Origin of the sequence: Sphingomonas sp. LY54, assembly GCF_035594035.1 — a bacterium.
Taxonomy (GTDB): Bacteria; Pseudomonadota; Alphaproteobacteria; order Sphingomonadales; family Sphingomonadaceae; genus Allosphingosinicella.
Genome location: NZ_CP141588.1, coordinates 1819834 through 1835972, shown reverse-complemented (window position 1 = coordinate 1835972; position 16139 = coordinate 1819834). Strand labels below are relative to the sequence as shown.

Below are 16139 nucleotides of genomic sequence, written 5' to 3'. Positions count from 1 at the left end.
CGCGGCGTCCACCCGGCTGCGGCAGGTCGCCGCAGCCGGAACGATTCCGCGCGCAAGTCCGTTGGCGCTCCCAAGAACAAGGGAGACGCACATGAACGTCGGCGACGAGCGCAGCACCTCCTGCTGGATGGAATCCGGGCCTGCGATCGACGCGCCGCCGCTCACGACCGACGCCGAATGCGACGTCGTCGTCATCGGATCGGGCATCGCCGGACTGTCGACGGCCTACGAGCTTTCGCGCTTCGGCCGCCGCGTGATCGTCATCGACCGCGGCAGGATCGGCTGGGGCATGACCGCGCGAACCACCGCGCACCTCGCCACCGAGCTCGACGATTTCTATTCCGAGCTGATCCGGGTCCGCGGCGCGGACGAGGCGCGGCTTTACCACGACAGCCAGGTTGCCGCCGTAAACCGCATCGAGGCGATCTGCCGCGACGAGGGCATCGATGCCGATTTCGCGCGGGTCGACGGCTATCTGTTCCCCGCCGAGGCCGAGCATCGCGCCGATCTGGAGGAAGAATATCAGGCCTGCCAGACGATCGGCGTGCCGGTCGAATGGGCCGATCGTGCGCCCATCCCGGGCATCGACACCGGGCCGGCGCTGCGTTTCCCAAATCAGGGCCGCCTGCACCCGATGAAATATCTCGCTGGCCTGGCCAGCGCCATCGCCGCGCGCGGCGGCCGACTCCATTCCGACACGACCCACGTATCCGACGAAGAGGTCGACGGCGGCGTCGAGATCACGACCGAGGCCGGGCATGTGATCCGTGCGTCGGCAGCGGTCTTCTGCACGAACTCGCCGACCAACGACAAGGTCGCGATCCACGCCAAGCAGCTTCCCGCCCGCACCTATGCGATTGCCGGCCGGGTGGCGAAGGGCTCGGTGCCCGACGCACTCGCGTGGGACACCTATGACGCCTATCATTATGTCCGCATCCAGCCGCTGAGCGACACCGAGGACCTGCTCATCGTCGGCGGCGAGGACCATCGCAGCGGCGAGGCCGCCGACATGGACGAGCGGCTTGCCGCGCTGGAAGGGTGGACGCGCGAGCGCTATCCGAGCTTCACCCGCGCCGAATATCGCTGGTCGGGCCAGGTTCTCGAGCCGATCGACTTCATGCCGTTCTCGGGACGCAACCCGGGCAATACCAACATCTACATCCACACCGGCGATTCCGGGCAGGGCATCACCAACGGCGTCGCCGGCAGCCTGACCATCCTGCCGCTGATCATCGGGGAGGACAGCCGCTACGCCCCCGTCTTCGATCCGGCGCGTAAGTCGGCCGCGCCAACTGCTGCGAAGGAGTTCCTGAAGGGCCAGGCCGGCGCCGCGAAGAACTTCGCCGAATATCTGACGCCGGGGCAGGTCGCCTCGGCCGACGATCTCGCGCCGGGCGAAGGCGCCGTCATCCGCGAAGGGCTGAGCAAGATCGCCACCTACAAGGCGGAGGACGGCACCGTTGTCCGCCGCTCGGCCGCCTGCACCCATATGGGCTGCCTCGTCCACTGGAACGGGTTTGAGAAATGCTGGGACTGCCCCTGCCACGGCTCGCAATTCGCGCCGGACGGGCAGGTCCTCAACGGGCCGGCGGTGAAGCCCCTGGCGGCGGCGGAAGAGTAACTTCCTTCGGCTTCTTCATCCGGAAAAGGATGCGGTCCTCGTGGGTGAAACCGCGCTTCCACACGACGATTCCGAAGGTGCCGAGGATGAGCGGGATGCCGACGACCAGCTCGAACCATTCGAACGACTGCGGCAGGATCGTAATGACGTAGCCGACCAGGGCGGCCGCGGCGGCGGCCCAGACGAGCGGCCAGCGCCAGCCCTGCACCGGCGCCTCCAGCAGCCGGCTGAGCAGCCGCGCCTTGAGGATCGAGGAGAGCCCGAGCGCCAGGCACAAGGCGATCGCAGGACCCGCGGCCTGGAAAATGATCGGCCAGTCGAGCGCGCGCATGCCGAGGATCAACGCGACCGACAAGCCAATCTGGACCACGATCATCAGCAGCGAGATCATCAGATTGCGGTGGCGGGCGACATAGACCAGCGCCGCTTCCGAGACGGCTGCGGTGGCGGCGATGGCTTCGGCGGCGAGCAGGAAGGCGAGCGCGCCGGTGCCGCCGACGAATTGCGGGCCGACCAGGCCCATCACCGCCTCGCCGGGAATGCCGAGCGCGAGCGCGATGCCGGCCTGGGCGGCGATGATCCAGAAGCCGACCTGGCGCACCTGGTTAGCGACGGCCTTGCGGTCGCCCTCGGCGAGCTTCTCGGTGATGACCGGCCCGAGGATCGGGTCGAAGCTGGTCTTCAATTTCTGCGGCAGCGAGGCGACCTGCTGCGCGACATAATAGATGCCGACCACGGCCGGAGAGAAGAACAGGCCGAGGATGGCGATGTCGATGCGCCGCGATCCCCATTCGATCGCGTCGGCCATGGCGAGCGGGGTGTTGCGCCGGGCGAGCGCCCACAGGACGCCGGGCTGGGGGCGCCAGCCGCGCGGCAGGCCGTAGCTCTTGTAGAGCGGCCATAGCGACGCGAGCAGGGCCGCGAGCATCGACAGCACGTAGGCGATGATCAGGCCGTCGCGCGACGACACGAAGGCGAGCAGGAAGGCGGCGATGCTGATCGTCCACGGCTCGACGATCGCGCGCGCCGTCACGGTGGCCCGGACATTGTGGCGATAGGCCAGGGCCGCCAGCGCGACGTCGGACCCGGCCACGGCGAACACGATCAGCGGCAACAGCCATTCGAGCCCGTGAATCGCGCTGTTCGGGAACATCGCCTGCGGGAAGATGGCGAGCAGGATCGTCGCCACGGCGGAGGCCAGGAAGGCTACCAGCATCGCGTCTGCGACGACGCAGACATGGGGCTTGTCGGTCGACGAAAGCTGCTGCGCAAGGCCGCGCTTCAGGCCCAATGTGGCGAGCTGCGCCGCGAACTCAACGATCAGGACGGCGTAGGCGAACCGGCCCAGCGCCTCGGGGCCGTAGATGCGGCCGGCGATGAACAGGAAGGGGAGCCGGGCCGCCAGCCTCAGCAGGAAACCGAAGAAATTGGTCCGCCCGCCTTTCGCCAGCGCGGCGATGTCGTCGTCGGCCGGGGCAGTCGTGTTCAATGCGCGGCGCCCCAATTGGGGCCCGTGCCGATCTCGACGCCGAGCGGCACCGACAGCTTCACCGCCGGCTCGGCGGCGCCCTCCATCACTTGCCGGATCACGATGCTGGCGCGTTCGACATCGGCCTCGGGCACTTCGAACACCAGTTCGTCATGGACCTGCATCAGCATGCGCGTCGAACCCAGGCCGGCCGCCTCCAGCGCCGGGCACATCCGCGCCATCGCGCGCTTGATGATGTCGGCGCTGGTACCCTGGATCGGCGCGTTGACCGCGGCGCGCTCGGCGCCCTGCCGCTCGCCCTGATTCTTGGCCTTGATGCGCGGGAAATGCGTCTTGCGGCCGAACAAGGTGGTGGTGAAACCGACATCGCGCGCCTTGGTGAGCGTATCGGCGATATAGTTGCTGATGCCGGGGAAGCGCTCGAAATAGCGGTCGATGATCGCCTGCGCCTCGTCGGCGGTGACGCCAAGGCGTCCGGCCAGGCCCCAGCGCGAGATGCCGTAGAGGATCGCGAAGTTGATCGTCTTGGCGCTGGCGCGGGTGTCGCGGTTGACCTCGCCGAACAGCTCCTGCGCGGTCATGTTGTGAATGTCCGCGCCCTCTTCGAAGGCCTGGCGGAGCTGCGGCACGTCGGCCATGTGCGCGGCGAGGCGCAACTCGATCTGGCTGTAGTCTGCGGCGAGGATGACATGGCCCTCCTCGGCGATGAAGGCGTCGCGGATGCGGCGGCCGATCTCGGTCCGGATCGGGATGTTCTGCAGGTTGGGGTCGGTCGAGGACAGCCGGCCGGTCTGCGCGCCCGACAGCGAGTAGCTGGTATGGACCCGCCCGGTATCCTTGTTGATCTGCTCCTGCAGCGCGTCCGTATAGGTCGACTTGAGCTTCGAGAGCTGGCGCCATTCGAGCACGAGGTTGGCGATCGGCACTCCGTCCTTGGCGAGCCGCTCGAGTTCGGTGACGTCGGTCGACCAGACGCCGGACTTGCCCTTGCGGCCGCCCTTCAGCGCCATCTTGTCGAACAAGATTTCGCCCAACTGCTTGGGCGAGCCGATCGTGAAGCGGCAGCCGGCCTCGCCGCAGATCCGCTCTTCGAGCTCGCCGATCTGCGCGGAGAATTCGGCCGAGAGCTTCTGCAGCTCCTCGCGGTCTACCTTCACGCCCTCGCGCTCCATGCGCGCGACGACCGGTACCAGAGGGCGGTCGACCATTTCGTAGATGCGGGCGACGCGCTCGTGTGCCAGCCGCGTCTTGAAGCGATTCCACAGGCGCAAGGTGACGTCGGCATCCTCGGCCGCATATTCCGTCGCGCGCGCGATCGGCACCTGGTCGAAGCTGATCTGTTTCTGGCCGGTGCCGCACAATTCCTTGAACGTGAGGCATTCGTGATCGAGATGCTTGCGCGCGAGATCGTCCATAGAATGGCTGTTGAGCCCGCCGGCATCGAGGTCGAAGCTCATCACGAGCGTGTCGTCGAGCGGCGCGACCTTGATCCCGCGGCGATCGAGCACGACCCAGTCGAACTTGAAATTATGGCCGATCTTGAGGACGGCCGGGTCCTCGAGCAACGGCTTCAATTTGCCGAGCACGAGCGCGGCGGGGAGCTGGTGGGGGCGCTCGCTGAGCAGATCGTGGCCGCCATGTTCGAGCGGAATGTAGCAGGCCTTGCCGCATTCGGTGGCGAGGCTGATGCCGACCAGGGTGGCGCTGACGCAGTCGACCGAATTGGTCTCGGTATCGAGCGCGATGAAGCCGTTCTTGCGCGCCTCGGCGATCCAGCGGTCGAGTTCGGCCTCGTCGGTGACCATGGCATAGGCCGAGCGGTCGATCTTCGGCTCCGGGCGGACCTCGGACTGGACCGGGGTCGCCGACGGCGAAGTGGACGGTGCCTGGACCTGCGAATTGCCGTTCAATTTGGCGAGCAACGACCGGAAGCCCTGGTCCTCCAGGAATTCGCGCAGCGGGGCGTCGGGAATGCCCTTCATCGTCAGGTCTTCGAGCGGCTCGGGCAGAGGCGAATCGCAGACCAGCCGGACGAGCTCGCGCGACAGCCGCGCATTGTCGGCATGCTCGATCAGATTGTCGCGCATCTTTGAAGGCTTCATCGACGGCGCGGCGGCGAGCACCGCTTCGACGTCGCCATATTCGATGATCAGCTTCGACGCCGTCTTGGGGCCGATGCCGGGCACGCCGGGAATATTGTCGACGCTGTCGCCCATCAGCGCCAGCACTTCGCCCAATTGCTCGGGCGGGACGCCGAATTTCTCGATCACATAATCCGGGCCGATGCGGCGGTCGTTCATCGTGTCGAGCATGTCGAGGCCGGGCTCGATCAGCTGCATCAGATCCTTGTCGGAGCTGACGATCGTGACGTTCCAGCCCTCGCGCAACGCCGCCTTGGCATAGCAGGCGATGATGTCGTCCGCCTCCAGCCCTTCTTCCTCGATGCAAGGCAGCGAGAAGGCGCGCGTGGCGTCGCGGATCAGCGGGAATTGGGGGATCAATTCGGGCGGCGGCGGCGGCCGATGCGCCTTGTACTTGTCGTACATCTCGTTGCGGAACGTCTTGGACGACGCGTCGAAGATCACCGCCAGATGCGTCGGGCCATCCTGCTTGTGCAGGCTCTCGGCCAGCTTCCACAGCATCGTCGTATAGCCATAGACGGCACCGACATTGAGTCCGTGCCGGTTTGTCAGCGGCGGCAACCGGTGGAAGGCGCGGAAAATGTAGCTCGAGCCGTCGACGAGGTAGAGATGCTGGGAGGACATCGGCCGGGTCTAGCCTAGTCGTCCGGCCAATGGGAGGGGGTGCGACAGCGTGTGGGGATCGCCGCGCCCTTTCGTAATCCCCCGTTCAACCCGGCGGTGGCAGGGACAGCATCATGAACCGCAGGTCCTTCCTCCAGTCCGCGCTCGCGATCGGCTTCTGTGGCGTCATGCCGTCGCCGTTGCTCGCCGCCCCGCGCTTCGCGTCCAACAGGATTTCGGTAACCGTGCACGGCAGCGGGCCCGATGTGATCATGATCCCGGGGCTTACGGCCTCGCGCGCGATCTGGAACGGTACGGTCGCGGCTGTGCCCGGCCATCGCTACCACCTCGTCCAGGTCGCCGGCTTTGCCGGCCATCCGGCGGGCGGCAACGCCAAGGGCGCGATCCTGCAGCCGCTTGCCGCCGAGATCGCCCGCTATATCGAGGCCGAGGGGCTGCGCGCGCCGGCCTTGGTCGGCCATTCGATGGGCGGCACGCTGGCGATGATGGTCGCCGTGCGCCATCCGGCCAAAGTCGGGCGGCTGATGGTCGTCGACATGCTGCCCGAGCCGGCCGGCCTCCTCGGCGCCAGCGCGAGCGGGATCGCGCCGCTGGCCAACAGCCTGCGCGACCTGTTCGGGTCCTCGCCTGGCGGGCGGCAGCTAATGAGCTCGCTGATGGGCCGGTTCGGCAGCGACGAACCCAATGGGCCGAAGAGCGACCCCGACGTCGTTGCCCGCGCCAGCCACGAACTCGCTTTGCTCGACCTGACGCCGGAGTTGCCCAGGATCGCCGCGCCGATGACCGTGGTGTTTGCGACGCCGGCGCCGGGCGGAAACGTGCCTCCCGAGCGGGTCGCGGCGAACTATCGCCGCGCCTACGCCCGCGCCCCCAAGGCGCGGCTCGCGGCGATCGCCAATAGCGGCCACATGATCATGTACGACCAGCCCGCGAAATTCCGCGCCGAGCTGAAGGCCTTCCTCGCCGGTTAGGGCGACAGCACCGTATCGACCGCGTCCGGCAACAGGTCCGGATAATCGAGCGTGTAATGGAGGCCCCGGCTCTCCTGCCGGGTCAGCGCGGACTGCACGATCAGGCCGGCGACCTCGACCAGGTTGCGCAATTCGACCAAATCCGGCGTGACGCGGAAATTGCCGTAATATTCCTCGGTTTCCTGGCGCAGCAGATTGACCCGATTGAGCGCGCGCTCCAGCCGCTTGGTGGTGCGGACGATGCCGACATAATCCCACATGAAGCGGCGGATCTCGCGCCAATTGTGGTGGACGACGACCTCCTCGTCCGAATCGGTCACGCGGCTCTCGTCCCACGCTCGGATCGGCGGCGGCGGGGGGAGCTCCGCCCAATTGCTGTTGATATGCCCGGCCGCGGCAAGGCCGAAGACGATGCATTCGAGCACCGAATTGGACGCCAGCCGGTTGGCGCCATGGAGGCCCGATTGTGTCACCTCTCCGGCCGCGTAGAGGCCGGCGACGTCGGTCCGACCGTCGAGATCCACGATCACGCCGCCGCACGTATAATGGGCGGCGGGCACGACCGGGATCGGATCGCGCGTGATGTCGATGCCGAGCTCGGCCAGCTTGGCCTGGATCGTCGGAAAATGCTGGCCGATGAATTCGGGATCGCGGTGGCTGATGTCGAGATGGACGAAATCGAGGCCGAGCCGCTTCAGCTCATGGTCGATCGCGCGGGCGACGATGTCGCGCGGCGCCAGCTCCGCCCGCGGATCGAAGTCCGGCATGAAGCGGTAGCCGGTGCCCGGGATCTTCAGCTGTCCGCCCTCGCCGCGCATCGCCTCGGTGATCAGGAAATTCTTGACGTCATGGTGGTAGAGGCACGTCGGGTGGAACTGGTTGAATTCCATGTTCGACACGCGGCAGCCGGCGCGCCACGCCATGGCAATGCCGTCTCCGGTCGAGCCGCGCGGATTTGTCGAATAGACCCAGGCGCGGCTGGCGCCTCCGGTGGCCAGCACGGTTGCACGGCCGGTCAGCAGGTCGACCCGCCCCGTCTTGCGGTTCACGGCATAGACGCCCCAGACATGCTTCGCGTCGGTTTCGGCGACGGTGTGGCGGCCACTGACGAGGTCGATAGCGACCATGTCCGGCACCAAAGTGATGTTGGGCCGCCGCAGCGCGGCCTGCTCCAGCGCCTGCTGCACCGCCCAGCCGGTGGCATCGTCGACATGGACGATGCGGCGATGGCTGTGGCCGCCCTCCCGGGTCAGATGCCAGCGGTCGGTCTCTCCCGGGTTGAACGGGACGCCGAGCTGCGCCAGCCGCTCGATCGCCGCGGGGGCGTTCTCGACCACGAACTCGACCGTCTTGCGGTCGTTGAGCCCCGCCCCGGCGACGATCGTGTCCTCGATATGGCTTTCGAACGTGTCGCCTTCCTCGAGCACCGCGGCGATGCCGCCCTGCGCAAAAGCGGTCGATCCGGCGGAGATGTCGCCCTTGGCCAGCACCGCCACCTTGAGGTGCGGCGCAACGTTGAGGGCGGCGCTCAGCCCCGCTGCGCCCGAACCGATGACGATGACGTCAAAGGCGTGATCAGCCATGGGCGTTGGAGGCGCGGGTGAGATTCAGGAACACGTCCTCGAGGTCCGCCTCGCGAGTCGAGACGTCGACGATGCCGAAGCCGTCGCGCTGCAGCGCCGCCAGCACTTCGCCCGCATTAACCCGGTCCTTGCGGTAGGTGATCGCGAGCGTGCGCTCGCCGATGATCTCGATCTTGTCGAAGCAGGAGGCGTCCGGCGCGGCGGTGATGTCGCGGTCGACGGTGACCTCGACGGCTTTTTCCTGGGCCATGCCGACCAGCGCGCGGGTTGGCTCGTTGGCGATCAGGCGGCCGTGGTTGATGATCGCGATGCGATCGCACAATTGCTCGGCCTCCTCGAGATAATGGGTGGTGAGCACCACGGTCACGCCCTCGGTATTGAGACGGCGAACATAGTCCCAGAGCTGCTGGCGCAACTCGATGTCGACCCCGGCGGTCGGTTCGTCGAGCACCAGGATCGGCGGCGAATGGACCATCGCCTTGGCGACGAGCAGGCGCCTTTTCATGCCGCCGGAAAGGGTGCGGGAATAGGCCCCGGCCTTGTCCTCGAGGTGGACGGCGCGAAGCAGCTCCATCGTCCGTCGCTTCGCCTTGGGTACTCCATAGAGCCCGGCCTGCTGGTCGAGCGTCTCTGCCGGGGTGAAGAAGGGGTCGAACAGGATTTCCTGCGGGACGATGCCGATCGAATATTTGGCGTTGCGTGGGTGCTTGTCGATGTCGAAGCCCCAGATCTCCGCGCTGCCGCCGGTCTTGTTCACCAGGCCGGCGAGGATGTTGATCATCGTCGACTTGCCGGCGCCGTTCGGCCCGAGCAGGCCGAAGATCTGGCCGCGCGGCACATCGAGGCTGACGCCGTCGAGCGCGCGCTTGCCGCCTTTGTAGGTCTTTTCCAGATTGCGGATCGAGATGGCGGCGCTGCTGTCGGACATGGCCGGGCCATAGCCCGTCCTGCGGTCGCCGCAAACAAGAAGGACATGTTTACCCTATACGCCAACGCGGGCTTTACGTGCCTCGTGCGATCAGGGGCCATGCTCGGATCAGCTTCTCTCGTATCTCGGTCGAGCCGGGCATTGTTGCTTTCGGCGATCGGCGCGGCGTTCATTGCGCTGGTCGCCACGGCGGCGCCGGCTTTCGCCTGATTGCCTGCAGGCCGTCCCGTTGCTAAGGGCGCGGCCATGACCGACGATCCTTTCACGCCCGAGATCAGCTACGTCACCATGCCGCGCGTCGCCTGCGACGGCGCGACCGAGATCAGCGCCGCGCTCGGCCATCCGCGCATCTACCTGCAGATCGACGAGAAGGGCTTCGTCGATTGCGGCTATTGCGACAAAAGGTTCGTCCTGAAGGGCGGGCCCGCGGATCAGGGTGCCAACGAGGCCTAAAGCCCCTATATCGGCGCCATGAACAGCATCGCCGATCCCCGCCGCTTCCTCTACCGCAGTGACGGGCTCAGCCCCGAAGCGGCCCTCCGCCTCACCGCCGACGCGCTGCAAAGCTGCGACGATGGCGAGCTCTATCTCCAATATACGGCTTCGGAAGCGTTCAGCTTCGACGACGGCCGGCTGAAGAGCGCCGACTTCAACACCCAGGCCGGGTTTGGACTGCGCGGCGTCTCCGGCGAGACCACCGCCTTCGCCCACGCCAACGAACTGTCCGAGGCGGCCATCCGACGCGCCGCCGAGACGATGGCGGTGCTCGATCCCGCCAAAGGCCCCCGGCCCGCGCCGCCGCGCCGCACCAACGCCACGCTCTACACCGATACCGACCCGCTGAGCGCGATCCCCTTCGCCCGCAAGGTCGCGCTCTGCCAGCAGATCGACGCCGCGGCGCGGGCGCGCGACCCGCGCGTCCAGCAGGTGTCGGTCTCGCTGGCCGGATCCTGGTCGGTGATCGACATCGTCCGCCCGGACGGCTTCGTCGCGCATGACGTGCGCCCGCTCGTCCGCCTCAACGTCCAGATCGTCGTCGAGCAGAACGGCCGGCGCGAGACCGGCTTCCACGGGCTCGGCGGACGCTATCTCTATGACGACCTGTTCGATCCGGCGACGTGGAACCGCGGCGTCGACATGGCGCTCGCCCAGGCACTGGTGAACCTCGAATCGGTCGCGGCGCCGGCCGGCGAAATGACGGTCGTGCTCGGCCCCGGCTGGCCCGGCGTGCTGCTGCACGAGGCGATCGGGCACGGTCTGGAGGGCGATTTCAACCGCAAGGGCACGTCGGCCTTCTCCGGCCGCATCGGCGAGCGGGTTGCGGCGCCGGGCGTCACCGTGGTCGACGACGGCTCGATCGGCGAGCGGCGCGGTTCGCTGTCGATCGACGACGAGGGCACGCCGACGCAGTGCAACACCTTGATCGAGGACGGCATCCTCAAGGGCTACATCCACGACCGCCTCAACGCCCGGCTGATGGGCGTCGAGCCGACCGGCAACGGTCGACGCGAGAGCTTTGCCCACGCGCCGATGCCGCGCATGACCAACACCTTCATGCTCGGCGGCAAGGACGATCCGGGCGAAATCCTCGCCCGGGCCAAGAATGGCATCTACGCCAAGAGCTTCGGCGGCGGCCAGGTCGACATCACCAGCGGCAAGTTCGTCTTCTCCTGCACCGAGGCCTACAAGATCGAGAACGGGAAGCTGGGCGCGCCGATCAAGGGCGCGACCCTGATCGGCGACGGACCGTCGGTGCTCACCAAGGTGCGCGCGATCGGCAACGACATGGAGCTGGACGAAGGCATCGGCATTTGCGGCAAGGGCGGCCAGTCGGTCCCGGCCGGCGTCGGCCAGCCGACCCTGCTGATCGAAGGCCTGACCATCGGCGGCACGGCGGCATGACCGCCTGGGCCGACGACGTCCTCGCTTTCTGGTTCGCGCTGCGGCCGGAGCAATGGTTCAAGGCAGACCCAGAGCTCGACGCCGAAACGACCGAGCGGTTCGGCGCCCTCTGGAAGGAGCAGGCGCAGCGCCTGCCCGAGGACTTTCTCGGTTCGCCCCGCGAGGCGCTGGCTGCCGTGATCCTGTTCGACCAGTTTCCGCGCAACATGTTCCGCGGCCATGCCGATAGCTTCGCCACCGATCATCTCGCGCTGGCGATTGCCGGGGCGGCGGTCGATCGCGGCTGTGACGAGCAACTCGGCAAGAACGAGCGCACATTCCTCTACATGCCGTTCGAGCATAGCGAGAGGCTCGCCGACCAGGAGCGGGCGGTGCGGCTGATGGGCGCGCTGGGCGATCCGGAGCTGCTGCGTTTCGCGCAATTGCACCATGACGTCATCGCTCGCTTCGGCCGCTTTCCTCATCGCAATGCGGTCCTCGGCCGGACGCCACGGCCCGAGGAGATTGCGGCCGGCGAGGTCGTGCCCTGGTAATGGCGCTGGTCGAGATCGCCCTGTTCTACGACAGCATGAGCGCCGGGATGGCGCGGGCGCGGCTGGCGGCCGAGGGGATCGAAACGATTCTGTTCGACCAGGGCGTTGCCGGCCTCGGCCTTGGCATGCTCGCGCCGATGCGGCTGATGGTCGAGGAACGCGACCGCGCGGAGGCGGCAGCCCTGCTCAGCCCAGATACGGACGAATAGGGCCCAGATCGTAGCCTGCGGCCGCCGCCTTCGCGATCAGGCTTTCGGCATCGTCGCCCCTCGCCGCGCGGGCCAGCGCCCACAGGAAAGTCGAGCGCATTCCGGCCGCGCAGAAAGCGAGCACCTTCCCCTCCGCAGCATCGAGCGCCTCGCCCATGGCGTCGACCAGCTCCGGCGAGAGCCCGGCCGCCCCAAGCGGAACGTAGCGATAGGCCATGCCCGCCGCCTGCGCCGCCGCCGCCAGTTCGGCGCTGCCTGGCTGGCCCGGCGCCTCTCCGTCGGGACGGTTCTGGACCAGCATCGTAAAGCCGGCCGCCTTCAGCGCCTCGATCTGGTCCGGCATGACCTGTCCGGACACGCAAATGCTCTCGTCGATGGCCCGCATCAATTCACTCCGCTCGATTCATAAGCGCGGATCGCCTCCACGAAGGCATCGCCATATTTTTCGAGCTTGGCGGTGCCGACGCCCGACACCTGCGAAAGGCCGAACAGGGTCGTCGGCTTGAGCCCCGCCATCTCGCGCAACGTGCTGTCGTGGAAGATCACATAAGGCGGCACGCCCGCTTCCCTGGCAAGGTCGCGGCGGCAGGCGCGGAGCGCCTCGAACAACGGGTCGTGGGGATGATCCTCGGCCGCGCCGCCGCCGCGGCGCCGCCGTGTCTTGGGCGGTGGCAGCACGATCCGCACTTCCTCCTCGCCCTTCAGCACGGGCCGGGCGCCCGGCCCGAAGGAGAGGCCGCCATAATCGTCGGCCCGGAGCGCGTCGCGCGCCATCAAAGCTCGCGCCACCGGCTTGATCAGCGCCAGCTCGTCGGCATCGGCGATGCCGAACACGGACAGCCGATGGTGGCCGAAATTCTGGACCTTGTCGGTCTCGCGGCCGGCGAGCACATCGGTCAGATGGCCGATGCCGAAGCGCATCTCGGTGCGGAAGGCGGCCGAGAGCAGCTTGCGCGCCGCCTCGGTCGCGTCGACCGTTTTCGGCGGCGACAGGCAATTGTCGCAATTGCCGCAGCGCGCCGGCGGGTCTTCGCCGAAATGGTGGAGCAGGATGGCGCGACGGCAGTCGGCCGCCTCGACCAGGCCGGCCAGCGCGTTGAGGCGATGGCGCTCCCCCTGGCGCCGGTCCTCGGCGACCTCGCTCTCGATCCGCTGGCGGGCGCGGGCGAAATCCTCGGCGCCCCAGAAGAGGTGCGCCTCGGCCGGGTCGCCATCGCGGCCGGCGCGGCCGGTCTCCTGATAATAAGCCTCGATCGACTTGGGCAGGCCGGCGTGGGCGACGAAGCGCACGTCGGGCTTGTCGATGCCCATGCCGAAGGCGATCGTGGCGACCATTACCATGTCCTCGGACGCGACAAAGGCGGCCTGATTGCGCGCACGGACGCCGGCGTCGAGCCCGGCATGGTAGGGCAGTACCCTGCGGCCGGGCGTGCCGAGCTGATCGGCCAGTTTCTCTGTCGCGGCGCGGCTGGATGCATAGACGATGCCCGGCCCTTCATGCTCGGCGAGCAAGGCCTTCAATTGCGTGCCGACGCCGTCGCGCGGGCGGATATGGTAGCGGATGTTGGGCCGGTCGAACCCGGCGAGGATCAGCCCATCCTCGGGAATGCCGAGCTGCCGCAGGATGTCGGCGCGCGTCTGGCGGTCGGCGGTGGCGGTGAGCGCCAGCCGCGGCACATGCGGGAAGCGATCGAGCAGAGGCCGCAGGAGACGGTAATCGGGGCGGAAATCGTGGCCCCATTCCGACACGCAATGCGCCTCGTCGATCGCGATCAGCGACAGCGGGATCTGGCGCAACAGGCTCTGGAAGCCCTCGCCCGAGGCGCGTTCGGGGGCGACATAGAGCAGGTCCAGTTCGCCGGCGCGCAGCCGGGCCACGGTTTCCTGGCGGTTGTCGTCGGCCGAGGTGAGCGCGGCGGCGCGGATGCCGAACGCGTCGGCGGCCCTGATCTGGTCGTGCATCAGCGCGATCAAGGGCGAGATGACGAGCGCCGTCCCTTCCCGCGCCAGCGCCGGCACCTGGTAGCAGAGCGACTTGCCGGCGCCGGTCGGCATCACGGCGAGCGTATGGGCGCCGGCCATGACTCGCCCGACGACCTGCTCCTGGACGCCGCGAAACGCGGGAAAGCCGAAGGTCGTGTGGAGGATGTCGAGGGGTTCAGTCACGCGGCGACCCTATGCACCGGGAGGAAGCGAAGTCGAGCCCGGTTCGTCTCCTATTCGGCGGCTTCCGTCTCGGCCTCGCGCTCACTCTGCTGGCGCGTCCACATCTCGGCATAGAGGCCGTTCTTGCGGAGCAACTGGGCATGGGTGCCGCGCTCGGCGACGCGGCCCTGGTCGAGGACGACGATCTGGTCGGCATCGACCACGGTGGAAAGGCGATGGGCGATGACGATGCTGGTGCGCCGCGCCGCGACGTCGCGCAAAGTCGCCTGGATCGCCGCCTCGGTGCGGCTGTCCAATGCGCTGGTCGCCTCGTCGAGGATCAGGATCGGCGGGTCCTTGAGCAAGGTCCGGGCGATCGCCACGCGCTGCTTCTCGCCGCCCGACAGCTTGAGGCCGCGCTCGCCGACCTTCGAATCATAGCCCTCGGGCAGGCTGCGGATGAAATCGTGGATCGCTGCGCCCCGCGCCGCCGCCTCGATGTCGGCCTGGGTCGCGCCGTCGCGGCCATAGCCGATATTGTAGCCGATCGTGTCGTTGAAGAGGACGCTGTCCTGCGGGACGATGCCGATCGCGGCGCGCAGGCTGTGCTGGGTCACGTCGGATATGTCGCGGCCGTCGATCGTGATCCGGCCGCCGGTCGGCTCGTAGAAGCGGAAGAGGAGGCGCGACAGAGTCGACTTGCCGGCGCCCGAGGGGCCGACCACGGCCAGCATCGTCCCGGCCGGAACGTCGAGATCGATGCCCTTCAGGATTTCGCGATTGGGCTCGTAGCCGAAATGTACGTCCTCGAAGCGGACATGGCCGGCGGCGACGTGGAGCGCAGGCGCGCTCGGCGCGTCGACGACCTCGGCCGGCGTATCGACCAGATCGAACATCGCCTCCATGTCGATCAGGCCCTGGCGGATCGTGCGATAGACCATGCCGAGCATGTCGAGCGGGCGGAAGAGCTGGGCCAGCAGGGTGTTCACCACCACCACGTCGCCGGGCGTGAACCAGCCGCGCGCCCAGCCCCAGACGACATAGCCCATCGCCCCGGCCATCATCAGATTGGTGATCAGCGACTGGCCGACGTTGAGCCAGGCGAGCGAGGTCTCGTTCTTGACCGCGGCTTCGGCATAGCGCCGCGCGGCCCGGCCGTAGCGGCGCGCCTCGCGGTCCTCGGCGTTAAAATATTTGACGGTCTCGTAGTTCAAGAGGCTGTCGACCGCGCGCGCCACCGCGCCGGTGTCGAGGTCGTTCATCTCGACGCGCAGCTTGGTGCGCCAGTCGGTGATGATGCGCGTGTAGACGATATAGGCCGCGACCATCGCGACCGTGGCGAGGACCAGCCCGAGGCCGAACTTCACCCAGAACATGACGAGCACGATGCCGAGCTGGAGCACCGTCGGGGCGATGTTGAACAGCAGGAAATAGAGCATCATGTCGATGCTCTTGGTGCCGCGCTCGATGATCTTGGTGACCGCGCCGGTGCGCCGCTCGAGATGGAAACGCAGCGACAGATCGTGGAGGTGGCGGAACGTGGTCTCGGCCAGCCGGCGGGTGGCGTCCTGGCCGACCCGCTCGAACACGCCATTGCGCATATTGTCGAACAATACGCCGGTGAACCGCGCCGCGGCATAGGCGACGACCAGAGCGATCGCGACTGCGGCGCCTGCCTCCATGCCTTCGGTCATCCGGTTGACCGCCTCGCCATAAGCGAGCGGCATCACCAGGGTAGTCACCACGATCGAGACGAAGACGAGCAGCAGCGACAGGACGACGCGCACGCGCAGCCCGGTTTCGCCGGCCGGCCACAGATAGGGCAGGAAGCGCCGCAGGGCGGCCCAGCCGGGTTCGTCGCGCGAAGTCAGGTTCGTCGTTTCAGGAGGCATTCTCGTCTAAATAGGGATGCGCGACGGGCCCACCAAGTTATGCAAGCGAAACAATAGGAACTGCAAATACCTTCAAGCATTTAGCTCTTAGAAGGAGCGGA

13 protein-coding genes are annotated in these 16139 nt (G+C 67.5%); 6 read left to right on the top strand and 7 right to left on the bottom strand.

The genetic code is table 11. The features are described 5' to 3' along the window. Positions 1 to 91: 91 nt before the first annotated feature. Positions 92 to 1621 (top strand): FAD-dependent oxidoreductase, encoded by a 1530-nt coding sequence (locus SH591_RS09340; RefSeq protein WP_324748896.1) that lies wholly within the window; start codon positions 92 to 94, stop codon positions 1619 to 1621. Here SH591_RS09340 and SH591_RS09335 read toward each other — a convergent pair. Together SH591_RS09335 and polA are read right to left on the bottom strand one after the other, a co-directional pair. After that, positions 1578 to 3110 carry a lipopolysaccharide biosynthesis protein gene (locus tag SH591_RS09335; protein ID WP_324748895.1) on the bottom strand — a complete coding sequence of 511 codons (1533 nt, stop codon included), beginning with the start codon at positions 3108 to 3110 and terminating at the stop codon, positions 1578 to 1580. The two genes, SH591_RS09340 and SH591_RS09335, sit on opposite strands and share 44 nt — an antisense overlap. Then, the gene (gene polA, locus SH591_RS09330; RefSeq protein ID WP_324748894.1) at positions 3107 to 5875 is read right to left on the bottom strand and encodes a DNA polymerase I; all 2769 of its coding nucleotides are present in this window, start codon (positions 5873 to 5875) and stop codon (positions 3107 to 3109) included. Before polA ends, SH591_RS09335 begins: the two co-directional genes overlap by 4 nt. A gap of 113 nt (positions 5876 to 5988) precedes the next feature. Here polA and SH591_RS09325 point away from each other — a divergent pair, with 113 nt between their 5' ends. Continuing rightward, on the top strand, positions 5989 to 6846 hold the full coding sequence (locus SH591_RS09325; protein WP_324748893.1) for an alpha/beta fold hydrolase: 858 nt from the start codon (positions 5989 to 5991) through the stop codon (positions 6844 to 6846). On the opposite strand, the gene nadB is transcribed toward SH591_RS09325, so the two are convergent. Continuing rightward, on the bottom strand, positions 6843 to 8429 hold the full coding sequence (gene nadB, locus SH591_RS09320; protein ID WP_324748892.1) for an L-aspartate oxidase: 1587 nt from the start codon (positions 8427 to 8429) through the stop codon (positions 6843 to 6845). The two genes, SH591_RS09325 and nadB, sit on opposite strands and share 4 nt — an antisense overlap. Further along, positions 8422 to 9357, bottom strand: a complete 936-nt coding sequence (locus SH591_RS09315; protein WP_322831235.1) for an ABC transporter ATP-binding protein — start codon at positions 9355 to 9357, stop codon at positions 8422 to 8424. The genes nadB and SH591_RS09315 overlap by 8 nt, the downstream gene beginning before the upstream one ends. 246 nt (positions 9358 to 9603) lie before the next feature. On the opposite strand from SH591_RS09315, the gene SH591_RS09310 reads away from it, so the two are divergent. The 4 genes from SH591_RS09310 to SH591_RS09295 are packed head-to-tail and all read left to right on the top strand — an operon-like array spanning position 9604 to position 12001. Continuing rightward, positions 9604 to 9810 carry a zinc-finger domain-containing protein gene (locus SH591_RS09310; RefSeq protein WP_322831233.1) on the top strand — a complete coding sequence of 69 codons (207 nt, stop codon included), beginning with the start codon at positions 9604 to 9606 and terminating at the stop codon, positions 9808 to 9810. An 18-nt stretch (positions 9811 to 9828) separates the two neighbouring features. Next, entirely contained in the window at positions 9829 to 11259 is a 1431-nt protein-coding gene (gene tldD, locus SH591_RS09305; RefSeq protein WP_324748891.1) for a metalloprotease TldD, read from the top strand. Continuing rightward, on the top strand, positions 11256 to 11792 hold the full coding sequence (locus SH591_RS09300) for a DUF924 family protein (RefSeq protein WP_324748890.1): 537 nt from the start codon (positions 11256 to 11258) through the stop codon (positions 11790 to 11792). The genes tldD and SH591_RS09300 overlap by 4 nt, the downstream gene beginning before the upstream one ends. Next, entirely contained in the window at positions 11792 to 12001 is a 210-nt protein-coding gene (locus tag SH591_RS09295; RefSeq protein WP_324748889.1) for a putative signal transducing protein, read from the top strand. Before SH591_RS09300 ends, SH591_RS09295 begins: the two co-directional genes overlap by 1 nt. Here SH591_RS09295 and SH591_RS09290 read toward each other — a convergent pair. From SH591_RS09290 to SH591_RS09280, 3 genes are read right to left on the bottom strand one after another with little or no spacing between them, the layout of a single operon-like run. Continuing rightward, positions 11979 to 12386, bottom strand: a complete 408-nt coding sequence (locus SH591_RS09290; protein WP_324748888.1) for a protein tyrosine phosphatase family protein — start codon at positions 12384 to 12386, stop codon at positions 11979 to 11981. The two genes, SH591_RS09295 and SH591_RS09290, sit on opposite strands and share 23 nt — an antisense overlap. Continuing rightward, positions 12386 to 14167, bottom strand: a complete 1782-nt coding sequence (recQ, locus tag SH591_RS09285) for a DNA helicase RecQ (RefSeq protein WP_324748887.1) — start codon at positions 14165 to 14167, stop codon at positions 12386 to 12388. The genes SH591_RS09290 and recQ overlap by 1 nt, the downstream gene beginning before the upstream one ends. 50 nt (positions 14168 to 14217) lie before the next feature. Further along, a complete protein-coding gene (locus tag SH591_RS09280) occupies positions 14218 to 16038 on the bottom strand; it encodes an ABCB family ABC transporter ATP-binding protein/permease (RefSeq protein ID WP_324748886.1) in 1821 nt (606 codons plus the stop codon). Positions 16039 to 16139 lie beyond the last annotated feature (101 nt).